This is a genomic window from uncultured Aquabacterium sp. (genome assembly GCF_913773725.1).
GTDB lineage: Bacteria > Pseudomonadota > Gammaproteobacteria > Burkholderiales > Burkholderiaceae_C > Aquabacterium.
Genome location: NZ_CAJYGK010000095.1, coordinates 15,122 through 37,316, shown reverse-complemented (window position 1 = coordinate 37,316; position 22,195 = coordinate 15,122). Strand labels below are relative to the sequence as shown.

Genomic DNA, 22,195 nt, shown 5'->3' with positions numbered 1-22,195 from the left:
GAAGAGCTCAAGGAGGCGATGGACCAGCTCGAGTACCCGAAGGGCATGAGCCTGATCGCCCGCACCGCTGGCATCGGCCGCACCGCTGCCGAGCTGCAGTGGGACCTCAACTACATGCTCAAGCTGTGGTCAGCCATCGATGAAGCCGCCCAGGCTGGCAAGGGTGCCTACCTGATCTATCAGGAGTCGTCGCTGGTCATCCGCGCCATCCGCGATTACTTCACGTCCGACATCGGCGAGATCCTGATCGACACGGACGACATCTACGAGCAGGCCAACCAGTTCATGCTGCACGTGATGCCCGACCAGGCGAATCGCGTGAAGCGTTACCGCGACGACGCGGCCCTGTTCTCGCGCTTCCAGATCGAGCACCAGATCGAGACGGCCTTCAGCCGCACGGTGAACCTGCCCTCCGGCGGCGCCATCGTGATCGACCACACCGAAGCCCTGGTGGCCGTGGACGTGAACTCGGCGCGCGCCACCCGCGGCGGCGACATCGAGGAAACCGCCTTCCGCACCAACCTGGAAGCGGCCGACGAAATTGCCCGCCAGATGCGCCTGCGCGACCTGGGCGGCCTGATCGTCATGGACTTCATCGACATGGAGGACAGCAAGAACCGCCGCGAGGTCGAGCAGCGTCTGCGTGACGCCCTGCGCACCGACCGCGCCCGCGTGCAGTTCAGCTCCATCTCGAAGTTCGGCCTGCTGGAGATGTCGCGTCAACGCCTGCGCCCGGCCCTGAGCGAAGGCAGCCACATCACCTGCCCGCGCTGCAACGGCACCGGCCACATCCGCGACACCGAATCGTCGGCGCTGCAGATCCTGCGCATCATTCAGGAAGAGTCCATGAAGGACAACACCGCCGCCGTGCACGTTCAGGTGCCGGTGGAAGTGACCTCCTTCCTGCTGAACGAAAAGCGCACCGAGATCACCAAGATCGAGCTCAAGCAGCGCGTCACCGTGCTGCTGGTGCCCAACAAGCACCTCGAGACCCCGAACTACAAGCTGGAACGCCTGCGCCACGACGACCCGCGTCTGGAAAACCTGCAGGCCAGCTACTCGATGGTCGAGGAGCCGGACGACGAGGTGGGCATCACCCGCCGCGAGAAGGCCAAGCCCAAGCAGGAGCCCGTGATCAAGGGTGTCCTCCCGGATCAGCCAGCGCCCGTCGCCCCGCCGAAGCCGGAGCCCGAGGTGGCCGCTCCTGCGCCCGCCGCGGTGCTGCCGCCCCCGGTGATCGCCCCGGCGCCTGCGTCGGGTGGCTTCTTCGGCTGGATCAAGCGCCTGTTCGGCGCCCCTGCGCCCGCACCGGCGCCTGCCACCTCCACCACCGTGGCGCCTGCAGCCGCGCCCGACGCCAAGGAAGCCAAGACTGGCAACCGCGATGGCCGCAAGGATGGCCGCCGTGATGGCCAGGGCCGCCGCGGCGATCGCCAGTCGGCGGCCGGTGGCGAGCGCCGTGAGCGCAATGAGAACCGCCAGGGTCGCCAGGGCCGCCGTGACGAACGCGCGCCGGTGGACGGCGCCGTCGAGGCCGGTCAGGCCGAAGGCGGCCGTCAGGAAGGTCGCCGTGGTCGCGGCGGACGTGGCGGTGAGCGCCAGGGTGAACGCGTGGCGATCAACCGGGAAGCGATCGCTGCCGAAGCCGCTGCCATCGGTCAGGCCGCGGCCGACCAGGGCGCTGCACTCGACACACTGAACCTCGCCGCACCGGTGGAGGGGGAACGCGAGGGTGGCCGCCGCCGCCGCCGCGGTGGCCGTGGTCGCGGGGAGCGCGAAGAAGGCGCCCTGACGCAGCAACCTGCTGAAGGAACGCTGGCTGATTCGGCCGCCCAGGTCGACGGACAAGCAGCCGACGCAGAGGCCGTGCCGTCTGCTGAAGCGGAGCAAGGCGATGAAGGCCAGCGCGGCCGCCGTGGACGAGGTGACCGTCCTCGCCGCGAGCGCCGCCCCGAGCGGGATGAGACCGTACAGGCCGACACCCATGCCGATGTGGCAGACGTCGCGTCGGCCGCCGAAAGCCCTGCCCCGCAGGTGACTGCGGCGGCTGAGCCGGTCAACACCACAGCCGACGCCATCGCGGCCGAATCCGTGACGGGTGGCGAATTGCCGCCGGTCGAGGCCGTCGAGATGGTGGCCGCTGCGCCGGTCGCCGAGCCCTATGTGCTGCCGATGACGGATCTGCAGGCCATCGCCCAGGCGGCCGGCCTGGAGTGGGTGAACTCGGACGCCGACAAGGTGCGAGCCGTTCAGGAAGCGATCGCTGCGGAGCCCAAGCCCGTGCGCGTCCCGCGCGAGCGCAAGCCGGCTGTGGTGCTCGATGAGGGCCCGCTGATTCTGGTGGAGACCCGCAAGGACCTGAACCAGGTGACCCTGCCGTTCGAAACGGCCTCGTCCTGATGGAGGTGTGAGCCGGGCGCATTGCGGCCGGCTCAGGAACAGCAAGCCGGGCCTTTGCCCGGCTTTTTTCATGCCTGCTCTGCACCCTCGCGCCGACGGCGAGCGAACGCTCCCATCAGCATCATGCCCCCGAAGGCCAGGGCCATTGATCCAGGCTCGGGAACGGCTTCAACATGGGCCGTGATGGTGATCCGGTCGATGACCAGGGAGGCCTCTCCCAGATCCGTCTGCAGGTCGTAGACAGGAACCTGCTCGATGATGGGCTCCTGCCGGTAGTAGCACTGGATCTCGTCACAGTAATCCAGCACCTCTTCGTATCCGACGATCTTGTCCTCGTAGCCGACCAGCACCTCGACATAGGAGATGTCGGCATACGCGACAAAACTGCCAGACAGAGGGAGCGACCCACCCCCGAAGGGAATCACGCCGCTGCTCGCCATGAACGGCCCCAGACCCGAGTCCGACGCGCTGAAGATCCCATCGACATTCACGAACCCAGGGGATTCGATGCTGTAGGAACCTTCGATGGTCACGCTGTAGCCCGTCAGGTGATAGCCAGGCGCGGCTTCCAGACTCAGCGGCAGCGCGAACGTACCCGCGAGCATCTGCGGGGTAAAGCTGGTGTAGGACGAGGCCCACACGCCCAGGCCATGGAGGAAGTTGACGGAGAGGCCCGCAGCCGAAGGCGAGTAGCTCACCTGGTCCTGAGGCAGGACTTCGGTCGACACGCTGCCGAAGCTCTCGACCTCGTGCGTGTAGAGGGCGCCGTCCGGGTCGTAGGTCAGCGTAAAGCCGGTGCCATCATGGGTGGCGGACGCCGCCCATTGAGACAGGCAGGACAACGCCGCGAGCGCCGCGGCGCGTTGAAACAGTCGGGACATGAAAGGCTCCTGATTTTGATATTGGGAGCCCGATCCTAGACAGCACGTCCTGGCGCACCCATCCCGACGGCTAGGGAGCTCATTTCGGGGGGCGTCGCGGCCGCCGGGCGCGGCGCTTGCCCCTGGGGCATGAGCGGCCGGTCACCCGGGCAGACGGGCCAGAGCCTGCAGATACGGAGCGTGGTGCATGAGTTCGTCCCACGTCAGCGGCGCCGACTGAGGCAGCAGATCCAGGCGTCGGGCTTCGCTGTCGGCGCTGGCGACCCAACGCCCCTCAGCGAGGGCCTTGTCCAGGCCATCCAACAGTGCGTCGACCGGAGCGCCGCCATCCAGGGACTGGTTGCACAACAGCACCATGTCACACCCCGCGTTCAGCGCGGCAATGGCGCCCTCGGTGTGGCTGCCCGCCACGCTGGCGCCTTCCATGCTCAGGTCATCGCTGAAGATCGCGCCGGTGAAGCCCAACTGCCCTCGCAGGATGTCCTGCAACCAGCGGCGGGAGAAGCCGGCCGGGGCGGCGTCCACCTTCGGGTAGATCACATGGGCCGGCATCACGCTGGTCAGCGAGGTGCTGAGCCAGCCGTATGGCTTGGCATCATCGGCCAGAATGGCCTTGAGGCTGCGGCGGTCGACGGGGACGGCCACGTGAGAGTCGGCCTTCACGAAACCATGTCCGGGGAAGTGCTTGCCGCAGTTGGCCATCCCGGCCATCAGCAGCCCGTGCATGACGCTCTTGGCCAGCACCGTGGCCACGCGCGCATCCCGGTGGAAGGCTCGGTCGCCGATCACGCCGCTTTCACCCCAGTCCAGGTCCAGCACCGGGGTGAAGCTGAAATCGACCCCGCAGGCGCGCAGCTCGCTCGCCAGGACATAACCACAAGCCGTCGCGGCGTCGGTGGCGGCCAGGGCCCCACTGCCCTCCCCGCCCTTGCCGTCGTTCATCCACATCTCGCCCAGGCGCGCCATCGGCGGCAGATGCGTGAAGCCGTCCGTGCGGAAGCGCTGCACGCGGCCGCCCTCGTGGTCGACGCAGATCAGCACGTCGGGCCGCAGGGCCTTGATCTCGGCGCACAGCTTGGTCAGCTGGGCCCGGCTTTCCCAGTTCCGCGCAAACAGAATCAGCCCTCCCACCAGCGGATGCTGGAGGCGGCGGCGATCGTCGTCATTCAGGCTCAGTCCGGCGATGTCCAGCACGACAGGCGCATGCTCGATGGCCGGGACGGCCGACACGTTCTTTTTCAGGCTCATGTTGAAGAGGAATGGGTTTCAATGACGACGAAGGCCAGGGCATGGTCGCCTTCATCGGTGACGGTGACATGGGCACGCCAGCCGCGTGCATCGAACCAGTCTTTCAGCTCGCCGTCCAGCACGATGACAGGCTTGCCGCTGGCGTCATTCAGGATCTGGCATGCGCGCCAGGTCATGGGCCAGTGGATGCCCAGACCGATGGCCTTGGAGAACGCTTCCTTGGCCGCAAAGCGCGTGGCCAGGTAACGCAGCCCGCGCAGCGGCACCTTGCCGCGCCGAGCCTGGAACACGGCCAGCTCGCGGTCACCCAGCACCTTCTGCGCAAACCGGTCGCCCCGGCGTGCCAACGCCGCCTCGATGCGGCGGATGTCGCACAGGTCGGTGCCGATGCCGGTGATCATGCGTGGCGGGCCCGGATGGCTTCGGCCTTGAAATCGGCAATGGCCTGACGCAGACCGACAAACACAGCCCGGCCGATCAGCGCATGGCCGATGTGCAGCTCGCCGACATCCGGCAATGCCGCGACCAGCGCGGTCGAGCTCGGCTCGGATGGGCTCCGGCCATCTGGCAGGTCGTCCGACAGGGCCAACCCGTGGCCCGCGTGCGTGCGCAGCCCCAGGCTGCGGCCCAGCCGCACACCTTCACGCAGGCGCGCCAGTTCGCTTTGCAGCAAGGCCGCATCGCCCGCCCACCAGGCATTGGCCAGTGCGCCGGTGTGCAGTTCGATACACGGCGCCCCCGCACGGGCCGCTGCCTCGATCTGGGCCGGGTCGGCCCCGATGAACAACGACACCCGACTGCCTGCTGCGGCCAGCCGGGCACAGGCGTCCTGCATGCGGCCGAACTGGCCGACCACGTCCAGCCCGCCTTCGGTCGTCACCTCCTGCCGCCGCTCGGGCACCAGGCACACGTGCTCCGGACGGGTCTGCTCGATGATGGCCAGCATCTCGTCGGTGACGGCCGCCTCGAAGTTCAGGGGCACGGCGATCGCCTGCTTCAGGCGCGCGACGTCCTCATCGCGGATGTGTCGGCGGTCTTCCCGCAGATGGAAGGTGACGATGTCAGCGCCGGCCTCCACAGCCAGCAGCGCAGCCCGCACTGGATCGGGGAACACGCCACCGCGGGCATTGCGCACCGTGGCGACATGGTCGATGTTCACGCCGAGCAGCGGCGCCTGCAGGTCGGCCAGATGGGTACCGGAGAAGGTCATGGTTGCTGTAGTTCGAGCATGAGCGCACGGGTGCGCAACGGCTGGGAGCCCAGATGATAGTGAATGAGTGAGCGGGTGATGGCCTTGAGTTCGCCCAGCGCGGGCATGCAGGCGGCCATGAGGGTCGGGATGACCGACGGCCTCGCGCCGCCGGACTCGTCCCATGGCGACGTCAACGGCGCGTCCTGGCCCACCGCGGCGTTCAGCGCCGCCTCCATGCCCAGCAGGGCGTGGCCCGGAATCATGGCCGGGCCGGCACCCGGCTCCCCCACCCAGCGCGCAGACTGCACGCCAAGCTCGGGATGGATCTCGTACAAGCCGCCTGCCTGCACACGCTGCCCGCCGACCGTTTCCGAAGCCAGGTCAGGCAGATGACCCAGCTGGCGCAGGAGGTGCAACTCGAAGGCGCGCAAGGCTGCCTGCAGCAGGGTTGGCTCGGCCATGGCCTGCAAGGTCTGGCCGTAGGCATCGAACAGCGCCGGATGGGGGTCATGCCGCACCATCAGCCGCATCGTCAGTTCGTTCAGGTAGAAGCCCGGCAGCAGGGCCGAGCCCCCGGGCCAGGCAGGCCCGCCAGCCCATTCCGCCTGGCGCAGCAGCCAGACCTCGGCATCCTCGGAGCGACGCGCACCGAAGGTCACGAGCAGGCGCTGAAACGGCATCAGGACCGGCCGGAGCTGAGAATACGGACGCTTGGCGCCCTTCGCGACGGCGACGACCCGGCCGTGGTCCCGGGTGAACAACTCCAGGATCAGGCTGGATTCGCTCCAGTCATGGCTGTGCAGCACGAAGGCTGCCGAGCCGGAACGGGATGCCGCACGGGACACGGCTTATTCGTAGCCGTAGGCGCGCAGGCGCGCTTCGTCGTCGGCCCAACCCGAGCGCACCTTCACCCACACCTCCAGGAAGACCTTCACGCCCAGCAGGCGCTCCAGCTCGGTCCGGGCCTCGGTGCCGATGCGCTTGAGGCGTTCGCCCTTGTCGCCGATGACCATGCCTTTGTGCTGCTCGCGCTCGACAATGATCGTGGCCGCGATCCGGGTCAGGCCCTTGGCCTTGGGCTTGTCCGGCGGCGGAGGCTCCTCGGTGTAGGTGTCGATCACCACCGTGGAGGTGTACGGCAGTTCGTCGCCGGTCAGGCGAAAGAGCTTTTCGCGGATGATCTCGCTGGCCAGGAAGCGATCGGTGCGGTCGGTCAGCGCCTCCGGGTCGTACCACCAGCCTTGTTCCGGCAGATAGGGCCGCACGATCTCCAGCAGGCGCCGGGTGTCAGCCTCCTTCTGGGCGCACAGCGGCACGAACTCGGCGAAGGGGTGGTGCGCCTGCATGGACTGCAGCCAGGGGAACAGGTCCTCGCGCCGATGCACCATGTCCAGCTTGTTGGCCACCAGGATGACCGGCTTGTCCTTGGGCAGCAGCGCCACCACCTTGGCATCGTCCGGGCCATAACGCCCGGCTTCGACCAGGTACAGAACCACGTCCACGTCGGACAGGGTCGACTGCACGGTCTTGTTGAGGTTGCGGTTGAGGGCCGCCGTGCCCCGCACCGTGTGGCGCGTCTGGAAGCCTGGCGTGTCGACGAACACAAACTGCGCGTCGCCCTCGGTGCAGATGCCCGTGATGCGGTGCCGCGTGGTCTGGGCCTTGCGGGACGTGATGGACACCTTCTGCCCCACGAGGGCGTTCATCAACGTCGACTTGCCCACGTTCGGCCGGCCCACGATGGCGACCAGCCCACAGCGCTGCGCCTCCGGCGCGGGCGCCGTGCCGCCCCCTTGCTTGGCCATGGCCAGGCCGGCCAGCATGGCGTCCAGCTGGGGGTTGACGTCATCCCCGACCGGCGGTTGAGAAGGCGAGGCAGGGGGGGCAGGCTTACGGGGCATGGCGAACGGAGCGGCGGCTCAGGCAGAAAAAGACGAACACATCACGGTGCAGAAAGCGCGGGGGCGGGAGCGCCTCATTCGGCGGCGTCGCCGCCCTCACCTGCCGCACCGGACTTGGGCACCCGGGACTTGCGGACCACCACCGTCGGCGCAGCCCGGGGCGGACGCGGCAACTCCTTGGCGGGCATGGACTGGAGGCGATTCAGCACGGCCTGGGCCGCAGCCTGCTCGGCTGCTCGCCGGGAAAGCCCCTCGCCCGTTTCCGCGATCTCGACCGTCGGCAACTCGCAGGCCACCACGAACACCTGCTCGTGGGCCTTCCCACGGGTCGACTCGATCCGGTAGGCCGGTACCGGCATCTTGCGAGCCTGCAGCCATTCCTGCAAGGCCGTTTTCGCGTCCTTGCTCCAGCCTTCCAGGGTGGTTTCGGCCAGCAAGGGCTCGAACAGGCGCAACACCAGGTAGCGGGCGGCCTCGAAGCCGGCATCGAGGTAGACCGCACCGATGATGGCCTCCAGCGCATCGGCCAGAATCGAGGGGCGCTGGGCGCCTCCGCCCTTGGCCTCGCCTTCGCTGAGGCGCATGACCTCGGGCAGGCCCAGTTGCACCGCCAGGCGGTGCAGCATGTCCTGGCGCACCAGATGGGCTCGGACGCGGGTGAGGTCGCCCTCGTCACTGCGGTCGAAGCGGCGGTAGAGCAGGCCCGACACACCGAGACTGAGTACGGCATCGCCCAGGAACTCGAGGCGCTCGTAGTGCTCGGCCCCGAAGCTCTTGTGGGTCACGGCCCGCATCAGCAGGCGGGGGTCGGCAAACACGTGCCCCAGCCGCTTCTGCAGCGCCTGGAGCGCCTCGGAAACAACAGGGCGACGGGACGAATCGAAGGTAGCCATCAAAACAAAGCGGGCCTGAACCCAGGCCCGGAAGGAGAGGAACAGCCCTGCATCGCAGGCCGGATCACTTGGACTGTCCCTCGAACTTGATCAACAGGAACACGGGCGAGATCAGCTCGATCTCCTTGTCGTAGGCGAACCGCACCACGATCTGCTCGCCTTCCTTCGTGATCTCCAGATCACGCCCGGTCACGGCGGTCACGCCGTACTCGATCTGCCGTGCCCGCTCGAAGGCGGCGCGGATCTCGGGAACGGTCGAGCCCCCCTCCTTGGCCACCTTGTTCACCATCGACACGATGGTGCGGTACTCCGTGAGGGCCGGGATGACCTTCATCACGACCAGGGCCGCCGAACACAGCAGGACCGCCCAGAACAGCAGTCCGATCAGGGTGATGCCGCGGTGGACGCGGGGAGAGGACATGGAACAGGACGTGGTGCTCATGCTGCTCGCTGACGCTCAGTGGAAGAAACCGACCCGCTTGAAGTCGCCGAAATTCATCCAGATGACAAAGGCCTTGCCGACGATCGCCTCATCCGGCACAAAACCCCAGAAACGGGAGTCCTGCGAATTGTCGCGGTTGTCGCCCATCATGAAGTAGTGACCGGGGGGCACCTTGCAGACCACCCCTTCGCCACTGTAGCGGCACAACTCCTTGTTGGGGAAGTCGAAGACGGCCTGCGGCGGCACGAAGGGCGGACGGTCCTTGTCCACGAGGATGCGGTGCTCCACCTGACCCAGCTTCTCGCTGTATTGGTCGAAGTAGCGCAGGGAATCCTCGTCGTAGAACTGTGCCAGGGCCGTCTGCTCGACCGGCTTGCCGTTGATGGTCAGCTTCTTGTTGATGTAGGCCACCTCGTCGCCCGGCAGGGCCACGACCCGCTTGATGTAGTCCAGGCTCGGGTCCACCGGGTAGCGGAACACCATGACGTCGCCGCGCTGCGGCTCGTTGTTGGAGATGATCTTCTTGTTGATCACCGGCAGGCGGATCCCGTAGTGAAACTTGTTCACCAGGATCAGGTCGCCGACCAGCAGCGTGGGGATCATGGAGCCCGACGGAATCTTGAACGGCTCGAACAGGAACGAGCGCATCAGGAACACCGCGCAGATGACGGGGAACAGACCGGCCGTCCAGTCCAGCCACCAGGGCTGCATCAGCAGGCGCTCACGGGCCTGGGTGACGTCGGTGTCGACCTGCGTGATGCCCTGTGCCGCCAGTTGCGCACGGCGCGCCTGATGCTGCTGCTCGAGCTGGGCCGCGGCGGCCTCTCGCGCCGGGCGGAACTTGTAGCGCTCGGCCAGCCAGTACGCGAGGGTCACGACGGTGAGCACGAACAGCAACAACGCGAAGTTGCCATGCCACTGACCGGTGTACCAGCCTCCCAGGTACACGGCCAGCGCCGCGTACAGCAATCCGGTGATCAGACTCATTGAGGGTGTGTTGTCGTTGTGATGTCGTGCGGCGCGCCCCGGGCGCAAATCAGTCGTCCACCTGCAGGATGGCCAGGAAGGCTTCCTGCGGCACCTCGACCGTGCCGATCTGCTTCATGCGCTTCTTGCCGGCCTTCTGCTTTTCGAGCAGCTTGCGCTTGCGGGTGATGTCGCCGCCATAGCATTTTGCCAGCACGTTCTTGCGCAGCGCCTTGATGTTCTCGCGCGCGATGATGTTGCCGCCGATGGCCGCCTGAATGGCCACGTCGTACATCTGGCGAGGGATCTGCTCGCGCATCTTGGCCGCCACGGCACGACCGCGGTACTGCGCCTGGGTGCGGTGAACGATGATGGACAGCGCGTCCACCCGATCCCCGTTGATCAGCAGGTCGACCTTGACGACGTCCGAGGCGCGGTACTCGAGGAACTCGTAGTCCATCGAGGCGTAGCCGCGCGAGACGCTCTTGAGCTTGTCGAAGAAGTCCAGGACGATCTCGGCCAGCGGCATCTCGTAGGTCAGCATGACCTGACGACCGTGGTAGGCCATGTTGAGCTGAACGCCACGCTTCTGGTTGGCCAGTGTCATCACCGGGCCGACATACTCCTGAGGCATGTACAGGTGCACCGTGACGATGGGCTCGCGGATCTCGTTGATCTTCGCGACCTCGGGCATCTTGGAGGGGTTCTCGACCTCGATCACCTCGCCGCCGTTGAGCTCCACCTGGTAGACCACGCTGGGCGCGGTGGTGACCAGGTCCTGATCAAACTCACGCTCCAGACGCTCCTGCACGATCTCCATGTGCAACAGGCCCAGGAAGCCACAGCGGAAGCCGAAACCCAGCGCCTGCGACACCTCCGGCTCGAAGCGCAGCGAGCTGTCGTTGAGCTTGAGCTTTTCCAGGGCGTCACGCAGCTGGTCGTACTCGCTGGATTCGCTCGGGTACAGGCCCGCGAACACCTGCGGCTGGATCTCCTTGAAGCCGGGCAGCGGCGTCTCGGCCGGGCCGGCGTTGTTCGGCAGCTTCTTCTCGACCGTGATGGTGTCGCCCACCTTGGCGGCGGCCAGTTCCTTGATGCCGCAGATCACGAAGCCCACCTCGCCGGCATGCAGCGCCGGACGATCGACCGACTTCGGCGTGAACACGCCCAGGTGGTCCACGGGGTACACCGAGTTGGTGGCCATCAGACGGATGCGCTCACCCTTCTTCAGCGAGCCATCGACCACACGGACCAGCATCACCACGCCAACGTAGTTGTCGAACCACGCATCGATGATCATGGCGCGCAGCGGACCCTCTGCCTGACCCTTTGGCGGCGGCATCTTGGCCACCACGGCCTCCAGGATTTCGTCGATGCCCATGCCGGTCTTGGCCGAACAGGGGATGCCGTCGGTCGCATCGATGCCGATCACGTCCTCGATTTCAGCCTTGGCACGATCCGGATCGGCCTGAGGCAGGTCCATCTTGTTCAGGACGGGAATGACCTCCACGCCCAGGTCGAGCGCGGTGTAGCAGTTGGCCACTGTCTGCGCTTCCACCCCCTGGCTGGCGTCGACGACCAGCAAGGCGCCTTCGCACGCCGACAGCGAGCGGCTGACTTCATAAGAGAAGTCGACGTGGCCCGGCGTGTCGATCAGGTTGAGGTTGTAGACCTTCCCATCCTTGGCGGTGTACTGCAGCGCCGCAGTCTGGGCCTTGATGGTGATGCCACGCTCTTTCTCGATGTCCATCGAGTCCAGCACCTGCGCCTCCATCTCTCGGTCACTGAGGCCGCCACAGCGCTGGATGATGCGATCAGCCAGGGTCGACTTGCCGTGGTCGATGTGGGCGATGATGGAGAAATTGCGGATGTGGTTCATAAAAAAAAGGCACGTCGAAACGGGTGACGCGCCTTCCAACAAAAACGTATGGCAACTGCTTGTTGGACTTTCATTGTATCGAAAAGCCCATCCAGGCAAGCCGCGTCCGTGCCGTACCGGGGCTCGTTGTGACCCGCCAACAAGGATTTGCTCACAAGTTATCCACAGCCCGTTGTGGGCATTTTGTGGACAAACCGGGGCTCTCCCCTCGGAACATTGCAGGCGCGAAGCCGCCGATTGTATCGGGATTCGCGCCCGGTCCCGGCGGCTTTCAGCCTGTCAGGCACCGTGCCCGGAAGGGATTAACCCCTCCACGGACAAGGTTACGGGACGTGTCAACGCGCCAGGGGTCGGATCACCACGTACTGGGCCCACTCGCCCCGGCGCACCAGCACGGTGAGGGGGCGGTTCTTGTCCAGCTTGCCAAGCACGGCCTCGAACTGACGGGTGTCGGCGACTTGTACGTTCGCGGCAGCCAGGATGACGTCCCCTTGGCGGAGACCCGCTCGCGCAGCAGGTCCCGCAGCGGCCTCCACCAGCACGCCGCCATTCAAGCGCAGCTCGCGCTTCTGTGCGGCGCTGAGGTCAACCAGCGACAGACCCAGGGTGTCGGCCGAGAACTTGTGGGCGGGCGCACGTTCTTCGGCCTTCGCATCAGGCTTGGCGTCCAGCTCCGCCACCGTGATGGAAAGGTCCTTGTAGGCCCCACGGCGGAAGACTTGCAGCGAGGTCTTCGTGCCTGGCTTGGTACCAGCGACGAGGCGGGGCAGATCCTGCGCCTTCTCGATCGTCTGGCCATTGAACTTCGTGATGATGTCACCTGCCTCCAGGCCCGCCTTGTCGGCCGGGGTGCCGCCCTCGACGCCCTGCACCAGGGCCCCCATGGGCTTGCCCAACCCGATGGACTCGGCGACCTCCTTGGTCACCGGGGCGATCGACACCCCGATGCGGCCACGAATCACCTTGCCGCCGCTGCGCAACTGCTCGGCAACCTTCACCGCGTCATCGATGGGAATGGACAGCGAGATGCCCATGAACCCGCCGGAACGGCTGAGGATCTGGGAGTTGATGCCCACGACCTCGCCGCGCATGTTGATCAGCGGGCCGCCGGAGTTCCCGGGGTTCACAGCCACGTCGGTCTGGATGAAGCGGATTTCCTCGCCGGTGTCACGGGCCTTCGCACTCACGATGCCCGCAGTGACGGTGTTTTCCAGGCCGAACGGGGTGCCGATGGCCATGACCCACTCCCCGACCTTCAGGCGACCCACGTCGCCGATCGTCACGGCGGGCAACCCCTTTGCCTCGATCTTGAGCACGGCCACGTCGGTGCGCTTGTCCACGCCAACGACCTTCGCCTTGAACTCGCGCTTGTCCGTGAGGTTGACGTAGACCTCGTCGGCGCCGTCCACCACGTGGGCGTTGGTCATCACGAAGCCGTCCGCACTCAGGATGAAGCCCGAGCCCACGCCGCGAGGGCGTTCCTCGCCCTGCCCCTGATTGGGCTGGGCACGACGGGGCTGACTGGGCAGCGGCGTGCCGAAGAAGCGTCGGAAGAACTCCCGCATCTGGGCGTCGGCTTCGTCGGCGCCCTCGTCGCTGTCCGTCACACGCTGGGTGGTCCGGATGCTGACAACGGACGGTCCGACACGGTCAACCAGTTCGGTGAAGTCCGGCAGGCCCTTGACCAGCGTCGGGGCGTTGGGTGCGGCTGGCACGCCCAGCGTGGCTGGAGGCTGCTGTGCCTGCGAAGGATGCGGGAACAGACTGGAGCTCAGAGCCAGTCCCACGGCCGATACCACCGCACCGACCACCAGGGTGCGTCGAATGACAGAAGGTGTACCGGGCTGTACAGGAAACGTCATGCAAAAACCTCGTGCTTCAAACAAGGAACAGATCCACAACGTTGGAGGCGAGCCGCCCGATGACAGTTCGGCGAGCCCGCCTGGCCAGCGCGTAAAGACGCGTAAAGCCGCCAAAAACAACAGGGCGGCATCATGCCACCCTGCGCTGATGAAACCGGACCAGTGAGGCTCAAGGCGCGCTGTAGGAAACCTGTCGGATCACGCCCCCCCCCGCCGAAAAAGTGGGAGCACCGCCATCGCTGCTTCGGATCAGCATGGTTTCTTCCGCTCGCGGATCGCGCAAGACGTGCGCAACGGGCACGTCGGGGGCGGCTGGACGAGAAAACGTGGGGGCTGATTCGAGGCTGCTCCCTGCGCCGGACCAGGCCGCCCCCTGACTCAAGGACAGCGACGAGCCGCCGACAGAAGCCACACCGATGCCGCTCTGGCCCCCGAAATCGACCCCGGTGTTGAGCAAGGCCGCCACCACAGCAACAAACCCGGCTGCGACGGAGAGAGGCCCCGACCAGCGTCGGCGCTGCAGCGGCGCGGGGGACAACGCCATCGCGGCCGCCTCTGCCGCGGGAGCGGGGACCGTGACACGTCCGGGTGCCAACACCACCGGCTCCGCCGCCAGACGCTCACGAAACCGGGACAGGAACGCCTCACCGCGGTCGTGCCGGCCGACCTCTTCGGAGCGCATGACGTCCCCGATCAGATGGTAACGGGCCCAGGCCGCGCGAGCTTCCGGATCATGGGCCCACCGGGCGCACACTTCAGCGACCTCGTGTGAGCCCGCCTGTCCATCCAGAAGGGCAGACAGGGCTTCCCGATGTTGATCGTCAAATCTGGGGTGGTGGGACATGAAGACGCTCCGACAGGACACTGGGGCAGGCGGCACACACGTTCATCACCGGGACCAGCCCGGCAACGTCGCCTGGCGGGTGGACCCCTTCGCCTCACAAAAGTTCACTGGAATTTACCCAGGCGTGACGCCAGCGTCACCAACGCTCGCCGTCCCGGGTGTCGAGCAGCGGGCGCAGCCGCTGCGCAATGGCTTCGCGCGCGCGGAAGATCCTCGAGCGCACCGTACCGATCGGGCACCCCATCAACTCCGCAATGTCGTCGTAGCTGAGGCCCTCGATCTCGCGCAATACGATCGCTTGCCGCAAGTCGTCGGACAAGGACTCGATGGCGGCGTTCACCGTTTCGGCAACCTGTCGGCTGGCCATCACCGACTCCGGCGTCTCGCCGTCGCTCAACTCGTTTTCCACTCGCGAGGCGCCCCCCTCTTCGTCGTCGTCGAGAGAAGCCAGGGCAGACTCCGTGATGACCGGATCGCGCTGAAGCCCGATCAGGGCCTTCTTCGCCGTGTTCACGGCGATGCGGTACAGCCAGGTGTAAAACGCGCTTTCACCACGGAAATTTGGCAGCGCCCGGTACGCCCTGATGAACGTTTCCTGGGCGATGTCTTCCACCAGGTTGGTGTCTCGCACCATGCGGGCAATCAGTCGCTCGATGCGCCGCTGATACTTGACGACCAGCATCTCGAACGCGCGCTGGTCGCCGCGCTGGACCCGCTGCACCAACGCCGCATCGACATCCGGTGCCGGCATGCCGACCTGCCCCACCTCAGCGACTGCCCCAACCGACACCACCCCGACCACGGGCGGCCCCGTCCGATCGTCGGCCACCCCCGATGAGGGGTCGTCCGAGGCCTCGGGCGGTACATCGCGCGGCATCACGGCCCCCTCCGATCGGTGTCGATCTGCGTGGGCGGGAACGCCGACACCGGGTCCCGGTGCGGGCGGGCGGACGACGTCCCTGTCGACGTCCGCCGGAGGATGGCACCGTGGAGGCGCCCGAAGACATGTTTCATGGGTGATTGCGAGGTCGAGCCGGCCGACGAGCCAACTGCCATCCGCGATGATGCCACCGCTCCATGACGCTCAGGTATCGAGGTGCTTCCAGGGTTCAGGCGCAGCAGCAGGCGAAGCCGGTGCAGGCTGGCATCACCGGGGTCATCGTTCAGTACGACCCAGTGCGTCTGAGACATGCCATGGCGATCAGGGACGACAGTCTGGAGGCGCACCAGCAACCAGCGTTGCACGTCGAGGACGACATCTGCGCGGGCAGGAATGAGCGGGTCTTCGTCTGTGGCCACGCGCCACGGCGTGGGAGCCAGCGTGCCAGGCGCCCATGGTGCCTCGTCAGGGGTGGCGGTCGGGCTCCAGGACAGCGTCAGATGGCGAACCGGACCTGACCATTGTCGCCATGTGGGCGCAACCCACAGGCTCGCCCACACGACAAGGCCCAGCGCCCCCGCGAGCACGATCGCTCCATGAACCCCCTGCCCGTGACGCCATGCCTGAAACAGGCCCAGCCACCACGCAAAGGCGAGCACGACCAAAGCAACGACGGTGGCCCGGCCCAGGCCAACCCACCTGGGTCGCCCGGCGATGCCGACCTGAAGGTCCCAGCACTGAGGGCGGGCCAGTTCGGGGGGCAGACGCGGCATGGTCGGGTGCCTGCCTGGTCGAGCTGCCCCTCAGCGCGCTCAGGCGCGCTTGAACACCAGAGAACCGTTGGTGCCGCCGAAACCGAAGTTGTTCTTCAGTGCAGCGTCGATCTTCATCTCACGTGCCGTGTTGGCGCAGTAGTCCAGGTCGCATTCGGGATCCTGGTTGAAGATGTTGATCGTGGGCGGCGAGATCTGGTTGTGGATCGCCAGCACGGTGAACACCGACTCGATGCCACCCGCGCCACCCAGGAGGTGGCCGGTCATGGACTTGGTCGAGTTGACCACCAGCTTCTTGGCGTGATCGCCAAAGGCCAGCTTGATGGCGTTCGTCTCGTTGACGTCACCCAGCGGCGTCGAGGTGCCGTGCGCGTTCAGGTACTGCACGTCGTCGGCGTTCAGGCCGGCATTGCGCAGCGCGTTGAGCATCGAGCGCTTCGGGCCATCCACGTCGGGCGCGGTCATGTGGTACGCGTCGGCGCTCATGCCGAAGCCCGCCAGTTCGGCGTAGATCTTGGCGCCGCGGGCCTTGGCGTGCTCGTACTCTTCCAGGACCATGACGCCGGCACCTTCGCCCAGCACGAAACCGTCGCGGTCCTTGTCCCAGGGGCGCGACGCCGTCTTGGGATCGTCGTTGCGGGTGGACAGTGCGCGGGCCGAGGCGAAGCCACCGATGCCCAGCGGCGACACAGTCGATTCGGCGCCGCCAGCCACCATGACGTCGGCGTCGCCGTACTCGATCATGCGGGCGGCCTGGCCAATGGCGTGCAGGCCGGTCGTGCAGGCGGTGACGACGGCCAGGTTCGGGCCCTTGAAGCCGTACTGGATCGACACGTGGCCCGAGATCATGTTGATGATCGAGGCGGGCACGAAGAACGGCGAAATGCGACGCGGGCCGCGGTCGGTGTAGTCCTTGTGGGTGGCTTCGATCATCGGCAGACCGCCGATGCCGGAACCCACGAGCACGCCGATGCGCTCGGCCTGTTCGGGCGTCAGGGCCTCGCCCGTGGGCAGGCCCGCATCACGGACGGCCTGCATCGAGGCGGCCAGTCCGTAATGGATGAATGTGTCCATGTGACGGGCCTCCTTGGCGGGGATGTAATCCTCGATGGAGAAGCCCTTGACCTCGCCGGCGAACGTGCAGGCGAGCGCCGAAGCGTCAAATTTGGTGACTGTGTCGATACCGGACTGACCGGCAATCAGATTGGTCCATGCATCCTGCACGGTGTTACCGACAGGCGTGATCAGGCCCAGGCCTGTGACGACGACGCGACGACGGGTCATGCTTGACTGTGTGGTGAATGGTCGGATGTGAACAGGGCCCGCCGGCTGGCGGAGACCCTGTCACGGACACGCGAGGATCAGGCCTTCGCGTGGGCCTTGGCGTAGTCGATCGCCAGCTGAACAGTGGTGATCTTCTCTGCCTCTTCGTCGGGGATCTCGATGCCGAACTCGTCTTCGAGGGCCATCACCAGCTCGACGGTGTCCAGGGAGTCTGCGCCCAGGTCGGCCACGAAGGCCTTTTCGTTGGTGACTTCAGACTCGGCCACACCGAGTTGTTCGGCAATGATCTTCTTGACGCGTGCTTCGATATCGCTCATGACTCCTCCAGGAGATGGTGCAAACAAACCAGGGATTTTAGCCGTTCAGCGTGTCAAAACACTGAAACCGCTTTGGAAACGAAATTGAGATTCCCCAGAAACATCTCAAATTCAATTCATGAACATGCCGCCGTTGACGTGCAGTTCGGTGCCGGTAATGTAACCAGCCTGGGGTGAAGCCAGGAAAGCCACCGCTTCGGCGATGTCTTCGGGCTGACCGAGGCGGCCCAGCGGAATCTGTGCCTTCAGGGCGGTGTGCTGCTCGTCCGACAGGGCCTTGGTCATGTCGGTGTCGATGAAACCCGGGGCCACGCAGTTGACCGTGATGCCGCGGCTGCCCAGTTCACGGGCCAGGGCACGTGTCATGCCTGCCACACCGGCCTTGGCCGCCGCGTAGTTGGCCTGCCCGGGGTTGCCACTGGCGCCCACCACCGAGGTGATGTTGACGATGCGGCCATAGCGTTGCTTCATCATGGGGCGCATCACGGCGCGGCTGACCCGGAAAACCGCCTTGAGGTTGGTGTCGATGACCGCATCCCAGTCCTCGTCTTTCATGCGCATGGCCAGCGTGTCGCGCGTGATGCCGGCGTTGTTGACGAGCACGTGCAAAGCGCCCCGCTCTTTCAGGATGGTCTCGATGGCGGCGTCGACCGCAGCACCATCGGTGACGTTGAGCACCAGCCCCTTGCAGCCCTCGAAAGCCGAAAGGCCTTCGGTAATGGCTTGCGCGCCAGACTCGGTGGTGGCAGTGCCATACACCTTCACACCACGCTGGGCGAGCGCCACGGCGATGGCACGGCCGATGCCGCGGCTGGCGCCGGTGACGAGCGCGACCTGTCCTTGGTATTCGTTGCTCATGCTGTTTTACCCCAGAAGGGCCTTGGCTTCGGCCAGCGAGGCCGGATCGAAAATGGTGGCGGTGACGAGTTCACCATCGATGCGCTTGACCATGCCGGCCAGCACCTTGCCCGGGCCGCACTCGATGACACGGGTCAGACCGCGAGCCTTCAGCGCCTGGATGGTCTCCACCCAGCGCACGGGGCCGAAGGCCTGACGATACAACGCATCACGCAGGGCCTCTGCCTCATTGACGACCGCCACATCGATGTTGTTTACCACCGGGATCTGCGGCAGGGCAAACGGCGTGGCCGCCAGCTTTTCCTTCAGGCGCTCGGCAGCCGGCTTCATCAGGCTGGAGTGGAACGGCGCCGACACGGGCAGCGGCAGCGCGCGCTTGGCGCCCGCGGCCTTCAGCACTTCGCACGCCTTTTCGACGCCTGCCTTGGTGCCGGCAATCACGATCTGCTTGGGGTCATTGAAGTTCACGGCCTCGACGGCCTCCCCTGCGGCGGTGGCGGCTTCGGCGCAGCCGGCCTTCACGGCCTCGGCATCCAGACCCAGGATGGCGGCCATGCCGCCGGTGCCCACGGGCACGGCTTCCTGCATCGCCTGAGCACGGAAGCGGACCAGCGGCAGCGCGTCCTTCAGGGTCAGTGCGCCAGCTGCGACCAGGGCGGTGTACTCTCCCAGAGAGTGCCCAGCCACAGCAGCCGGCTTGAGGCCGGTTTCAGCCAACCAGGCGCGCCAGCAGGCCACACCCGCGGTCAGCATGACAGGCTGGGTGTTGGTGGTCAGGTCCAGGGCTTCCTTCGGCCCTTCGGCGATGAGCTTGCCGATGTCTTCGCCAAGGGCGTCAGAGGCCTCGGCCAGCGTGTCACGCACGGCGGCGTGGTCGCCCCAGGCGCCCAGCATGCCGACGGCCTGCGAGCCCTGGCCCGGGAACACGAATGCAAATGCGGTCATGGATGTCCTCGTTCTTCGTTACTGCTGCGAGGCGGCGCTCAGAAATCGATGAGCGCAGCGCCCCAGGTGAAGCCGCCGCCCACGCCTTCCAGCAACAGCGTCTGCCCGCGCTGGATCTGGCCCGAGCGCACGCCGTGGTCGAGTGCGAGTGGCACCGAGGCCGCCGACGTGTTGCCATGCTGATCAACGGTGACGATCACCTTGTCATGAGGCAGCTTCAGCTTCTTGGCCGTGCCCTGCATGATGCGCAGGTTGGCCTGGTGAGGAATGAGCCAGTCGATGCACGAAGCATCACGGCCCGCCTTGTCAAGGACCTCGTGGGCAGCCTTGTCCAGCACGCTGACCGCGAGCTTGAACACGGCCTGTCCGTCCATTTTAAGGGTGGCGTCGCCCAGTACCGAGCCGCCGCTGACATTGCCAGGCACATTGAGGATGCCGATGTGCTGGCCGTCGGCGTGCAGACACGTCGAGACGATGCCCGGGGTGTCAGACGCCTCGAGCACAACCGCCCCTGCCCCGTCACCGAACAGCACACACGTGGTGCGGTCGTTGAAGTCGAGCAGTCGGGAGAAGACCTCGGCGCCGATGACCAGGGCACGGCGGGCTGCACCGGTGCGGATCATCGAGTCGGCGACGGTCAGAGCGTAGAGAAAACCCGAGCAGACGGCCTGCACGTCGAACGCGGCGCAGCCGGCGATGCCGAGGTTGCGCTGGATGTGGCAGGCGGTGGAGGGGAAGACGACGTCCGGGGTGGACGTGGCGCAGACGATGAGGTCGATGTCTGCGGCCTGGATGCCGGCCGCCTCGAGGGCCTGGCGGGCGGCTTCGGTGCCGAGTGCGCTGGAGGGCACATCGGGTTCAGCAAAGTGGCGAGCCCGGATGCCGGTACGCTCGACGATCCACTCGTCTGATGTCTCGACGCCACGCTGGGCCAGCTGGGCGGCGAGTTCCTGGTTGGTGAGGCGTTTCGGCGGGAGGTAACTCCCGGTACCCGCGATGCGAGAAAAGCGGGATCCCGCAGTGGCTGCCGGAAACGAAGGAGGTGTCTGTTTCGTCTGGCTGTTAGGCATTGAAAAATGGATCAGGCCGCCTGCCCCACATCCGCCGAACCGCTGTCTTGGTCTCCTGGTGGGAGACTGTCCAGCGTGGCCGAAATCTGGTCGTGTACCCGATCCAACAAGCGATGACGGGCGGCATCATACGCGCGATTCAAGGCGTGCTCGAATGCGAAGGCGTCGGCGGAGCCATGGCTCTTGAAGACCAGGCCACGCAGACCGAGCAGCGCGGCACCGTTGTAGCGGCGGTGGTCGACGCGCTTCTTGAACTGGCTCAACACCGGCATGGCGACCAGCGCCGCCAGCTTGGTGAAGATGTTTCGGGTGAATTCCTGCTTGATGAAGGTGGCCATCATCATGGCCAGGCCTTCCGAGGTCTTCAGGGCCACGTTGCCGACGAAGCCGTCGCACACGACGATGTCGGACGTGCCTTTGAAGATGTCGTTGCCTTCCACGTTGCCATGGAAGTTGATCAGGCCCCGCTCGTTGGCGGCCCGCAGCAGTTCGCCGGCCTGCTTGATGACTTCGTTGCCCTTGATGACCTCTTCGCCGATGTTCAGCAGGCCCACCGACGGGTTGTCCTTGCCATCCACCGCGGCCACCAGGGCACTGCCCATCACGGCGAACTGCAACAGGTGTTCGGCGCTGCAGTCGACGTTGGCACCCAGGTCAAGCACCGTGGTGAAGCCGTCCTTCTGGTTGGGCATCACGGTGGCAATGGCCGGGCGATCGATGCCTTCGACCGTCTTGAGCAGGTAACGGGCCACGGCCATCAGGGCGCCCGTGTTGCCGGCCGACACGCAGGCGTGTGCCACGGCCGGCTGACCGGCAGCAGCCTTCACCTGTGAGATGGCCACCCGCATGGACGAGTCCTTCTTGCGGCGCAGCGCGACCTCGACCGGATCGTCCATGGTGACGACCTCGGAGGCCGGCACCAGGGTGCAACGGGCCCATCCTTCGGCAGGCTTCAAGGCATCCGGCAGCCCGACCAGGACCAACTCGGCGTCGGGATGCCGCGCCAGGAAGGACTGGCATGCAGGCAAGGTGATCGAGGGGCCATGGTCTCCGCCCATGCAGTCGACGGCAATGCGGACGGGCGACAGCACGCCGGAGGTGCGGCCAGCGGACGGTTGCGACGACAAGGCGGAAGACGGGTTCACGGTCATGGGCAGGATCAGCGTTCGGGAAACCGGCGGCAGTCTAGGCAGCCGTCTGGGGGTTTCACGTCATGCAAGGCGCAAAGTGCCAAAAAACAAGGGCTGGCTAACCGACAGATCGGTTGTCCAGCCCCGTGCGGCACCGAGCCCGGGTGGCCGGGCTCCGGCAGATCAGGCGTCAGCCTTGGTCTTCAGGACCTTGCGACCACGGTAGAAGCCGGTCGGGCTGATGTGGTGACGCAGATGGGTTTCGCCGGTGGTGGCTTCAACGGCAGTACCCGGGGTGACCAGGGCATTGTGCGAACGGTGCATGCCACGCTTGGAGGGCGACTTCTTGTTTTGCTGAACGGCCATGATGGACTCCGATGAGGCGGACGAAAACGCCCGCAATTGTCAGACCACACCCGTTGCCAACGAA

The 22,195-nt window shown here is 66.1% G+C and carries 22 protein-coding genes; 1 reads left to right on the top strand and 21 read right to left on the bottom strand.

Translation table 11 applies throughout. The features are described from left to right. A partial coding sequence (locus QZ709_RS11075; RefSeq protein WP_294637350.1) for an Rne/Rng family ribonuclease occupies positions 1-2,400 on the top strand: 2,400 nt, incomplete at its 5' end. Between the two features lie 68 nt (positions 2,401-2,468). Here QZ709_RS11075 and QZ709_RS11070 read toward each other — a convergent pair. The 21 genes from QZ709_RS11070 to rpmF form a co-directional block, all read right to left on the bottom strand. Further along, the gene (locus tag QZ709_RS11070) at positions 2,469-3,281 is read right to left on the bottom strand and encodes a PEP-CTERM sorting domain-containing protein (RefSeq protein WP_294637349.1); all 813 of its coding nucleotides are present in this window, start codon (positions 3,279-3,281) and stop codon (positions 2,469-2,471) included. A 141-nt stretch (positions 3,282-3,422) separates the two neighbouring features. Next, on the bottom strand, positions 3,423-4,529 hold the full coding sequence (gene nagZ, locus QZ709_RS11065; RefSeq protein WP_294637348.1) for a beta-N-acetylhexosaminidase: 1,107 nt from the start codon (positions 4,527-4,529) through the stop codon (positions 3,423-3,425). After that, positions 4,526-4,930, bottom strand: a complete 405-nt coding sequence (gene acpS, locus QZ709_RS11060) for a holo-ACP synthase (protein WP_294637347.1) — start codon at positions 4,928-4,930, stop codon at positions 4,526-4,528. Before acpS ends, nagZ begins: the two co-directional genes overlap by 4 nt. Beyond that, positions 4,927-5,739 (bottom strand): pyridoxine 5'-phosphate synthase, encoded by an 813-nt coding sequence (locus QZ709_RS11055; RefSeq protein ID WP_294637346.1) that lies wholly within the window; start codon positions 5,737-5,739, stop codon positions 4,927-4,929. Before QZ709_RS11055 ends, acpS begins: the two co-directional genes overlap by 4 nt. Further along, positions 5,736-6,566 carry a DNA repair protein RecO gene (gene recO / locus QZ709_RS11050; RefSeq protein ID WP_294637345.1) on the bottom strand — a complete coding sequence of 277 codons (831 nt, stop codon included), beginning with the start codon at positions 6,564-6,566 and terminating at the stop codon, positions 5,736-5,738. Before recO ends, QZ709_RS11055 begins: the two co-directional genes overlap by 4 nt. Before the next feature lie 3 nt (positions 6,567-6,569). Further along, positions 6,570-7,526, bottom strand: a complete 957-nt coding sequence (gene era, locus QZ709_RS11045) for a GTPase Era (RefSeq protein ID WP_294637353.1) — start codon at positions 7,524-7,526, stop codon at positions 6,570-6,572. A gap of 170 nt (positions 7,527-7,696) precedes the next feature. After that, positions 7,697-8,515 (bottom strand): ribonuclease III, encoded by an 819-nt coding sequence (gene rnc, locus QZ709_RS11040; protein WP_294637343.1) that lies wholly within the window; start codon positions 8,513-8,515, stop codon positions 7,697-7,699. A gap of 64 nt (positions 8,516-8,579) precedes the next feature. Beyond that, positions 8,580-8,936: a DUF4845 domain-containing protein gene (locus tag QZ709_RS11035; RefSeq protein ID WP_294637342.1), complete on the bottom strand. Its 357-nt coding sequence runs from the start codon at positions 8,934-8,936 to the stop codon at positions 8,580-8,582. 36 nt (positions 8,937-8,972) lie between these two features. Further along, positions 8,973-9,944, bottom strand: coding sequence for a signal peptidase I (gene lepB, locus QZ709_RS11030; protein WP_294637341.1), 972 nt, complete (start codon positions 9,942-9,944; stop codon positions 8,973-8,975). A 49-nt stretch (positions 9,945-9,993) separates the two neighbouring features. Next, the gene (gene lepA, locus QZ709_RS11025) at positions 9,994-11,802 is read right to left on the bottom strand and encodes a translation elongation factor 4 (RefSeq protein WP_294637340.1); all 1,809 of its coding nucleotides are present in this window, start codon (positions 11,800-11,802) and stop codon (positions 9,994-9,996) included. A gap of 335 nt (positions 11,803-12,137) precedes the next feature. Then, complete coding sequence (locus tag QZ709_RS11020; RefSeq protein WP_294637339.1) at positions 12,138-13,664, bottom strand: DegQ family serine endoprotease; 1,527 nt, start codon at positions 13,662-13,664, stop codon at positions 12,138-12,140. Positions 13,665-13,833: 169 nt separating this feature from the next. Further along, complete coding sequence (locus QZ709_RS11015; RefSeq protein WP_294637338.1) at positions 13,834-14,508, bottom strand: sigma-E factor negative regulatory protein; 675 nt, start codon at positions 14,506-14,508, stop codon at positions 13,834-13,836. A gap of 136 nt (positions 14,509-14,644) precedes the next feature. Then, positions 14,645-15,259 (bottom strand): RNA polymerase sigma factor RpoE, encoded by a 615-nt coding sequence (rpoE, locus tag QZ709_RS11010; protein ID WP_294637352.1) that lies wholly within the window; start codon positions 15,257-15,259, stop codon positions 14,645-14,647. 125 nt (positions 15,260-15,384) lie between these two features. Next, a complete protein-coding gene (locus QZ709_RS11005; RefSeq protein ID WP_294637337.1) occupies positions 15,385-16,161 on the bottom strand; it encodes a hypothetical protein in 777 nt (258 codons plus the stop codon). Positions 16,162-16,200: 39 nt separating this feature from the next. Then, positions 16,201-17,445, bottom strand: coding sequence for a beta-ketoacyl-ACP synthase II (gene fabF / locus QZ709_RS11000; protein WP_294637336.1), 1,245 nt, complete (start codon positions 17,443-17,445; stop codon positions 16,201-16,203). A gap of 77 nt (positions 17,446-17,522) precedes the next feature. Beyond that, positions 17,523-17,762, bottom strand: coding sequence for an acyl carrier protein (gene acpP, locus QZ709_RS10995; protein ID WP_109036166.1), 240 nt, complete (start codon positions 17,760-17,762; stop codon positions 17,523-17,525). A 111-nt stretch (positions 17,763-17,873) separates the two neighbouring features. Then, positions 17,874-18,620, bottom strand: a complete 747-nt coding sequence (fabG, locus tag QZ709_RS10990) for a 3-oxoacyl-ACP reductase FabG (protein ID WP_294637335.1) — start codon at positions 18,618-18,620, stop codon at positions 17,874-17,876. Between the two features lie 6 nt (positions 18,621-18,626). Next, positions 18,627-19,565, bottom strand: a complete 939-nt coding sequence (fabD, locus tag QZ709_RS10985) for an ACP S-malonyltransferase (RefSeq protein WP_294637334.1) — start codon at positions 19,563-19,565, stop codon at positions 18,627-18,629. A 38-nt stretch (positions 19,566-19,603) separates the two neighbouring features. Continuing rightward, positions 19,604-20,635 (bottom strand): beta-ketoacyl-ACP synthase III, encoded by a 1,032-nt coding sequence (locus QZ709_RS10980; RefSeq protein ID WP_294637333.1) that lies wholly within the window; start codon positions 20,633-20,635, stop codon positions 19,604-19,606. Positions 20,636-20,646: 11 nt separating this feature from the next. Continuing rightward, entirely contained in the window at positions 20,647-21,726 is a 1,080-nt protein-coding gene (gene plsX / locus QZ709_RS10975) for a phosphate acyltransferase PlsX (RefSeq protein ID WP_366937166.1), read from the bottom strand. A 222-nt stretch (positions 21,727-21,948) separates the two neighbouring features. Continuing rightward, positions 21,949-22,131 carry a 50S ribosomal protein L32 gene (gene rpmF, locus QZ709_RS10970; RefSeq protein WP_109036156.1) on the bottom strand — a complete coding sequence of 61 codons (183 nt, stop codon included), beginning with the start codon at positions 22,129-22,131 and terminating at the stop codon, positions 21,949-21,951. Between the last annotated feature and the right edge of the window lie 64 nt (positions 22,132-22,195).

Coding starts and splice junctions, on each gene's coding strand:
- QZ709_RS11020 (WP_294637339.1), bottom strand. CDS start 13,664: ATGACGTTTCCTGTACAGCCCGGTACACCTTCTGTCATTCGACGCACC.
- nagZ (WP_294637348.1), bottom strand. CDS start 4,529: ATGAGCCTGAAAAAGAACGTGTCGGCCGTCCCGGCCATCGAGCATGCG.
- rnc (WP_294637343.1), bottom strand. CDS start 8,515: ATGGCTACCTTCGATTCGTCCCGTCGCCCTGTTGTTTCCGAGGCGCTC.
- QZ709_RS11055 (WP_294637346.1), bottom strand. CDS start 5,739: ATGACCTTCTCCGGTACCCATCTGGCCGACCTGCAGGCGCCGCTGCTC.
- fabG (WP_294637335.1), bottom strand. CDS start 18,620: ATGAGCAACGAATACCAAGGACAGGTCGCGCTCGTCACCGGCGCCAGC.
- QZ709_RS11005 (WP_294637337.1), bottom strand. CDS start 16,161: ATGCCGCGTCTGCCCCCCGAACTGGCCCGCCCTCAGTGCTGGGACCTT.
- lepB (WP_294637341.1), bottom strand. CDS start 9,944: ATGAGTCTGATCACCGGATTGCTGTACGCGGCGCTGGCCGTGTACCTG.
- fabD (WP_294637334.1), bottom strand. CDS start 19,565: ATGACCGCATTTGCATTCGTGTTCCCGGGCCAGGGCTCGCAGGCCGTC.
- QZ709_RS10980 (WP_294637333.1), bottom strand. CDS start 20,635: ATGCCTAACAGCCAGACGAAACAGACACCTCCTTCGTTTCCGGCAGCC.
- era (WP_294637353.1), bottom strand. CDS start 7,526: ATGGCCAAGCAAGGGGGCGGCACGGCGCCCGCGCCGGAGGCGCAGCGC.
- lepA (WP_294637340.1), bottom strand. CDS start 11,802: ATGAACCACATCCGCAATTTCTCCATCATCGCCCACATCGACCACGGC.
- rpoE (WP_294637352.1), bottom strand. CDS start 15,259: ATGCCGGCACCGGATGTCGATGCGGCGTTGGTGCAGCGGGTCCAGCGC.
- rpmF (WP_109036156.1), bottom strand. CDS start 22,131: ATGGCCGTTCAGCAAAACAAGAAGTCGCCCTCCAAGCGTGGCATGCAC.
- QZ709_RS11035 (WP_294637342.1), bottom strand. CDS start 8,936: ATGTCCTCTCCCCGCGTCCACCGCGGCATCACCCTGATCGGACTGCTG.
- fabF (WP_294637336.1), bottom strand. CDS start 17,445: ATGACCCGTCGTCGCGTCGTCGTCACAGGCCTGGGCCTGATCACGCCT.
- acpS (WP_294637347.1), bottom strand. CDS start 4,930: ATGATCACCGGCATCGGCACCGACCTGTGCGACATCCGCCGCATCGAG.
- QZ709_RS11015 (WP_294637338.1), bottom strand. CDS start 14,508: ATGTCCCACCACCCCAGATTTGACGATCAACATCGGGAAGCCCTGTCT.
- acpP (WP_109036166.1), bottom strand. CDS start 17,762: ATGAGCGATATCGAAGCACGCGTCAAGAAGATCATTGCCGAACAACTC.
- QZ709_RS11070 (WP_294637349.1), bottom strand. CDS start 3,281: ATGTCCCGACTGTTTCAACGCGCCGCGGCGCTCGCGGCGTTGTCCTGC.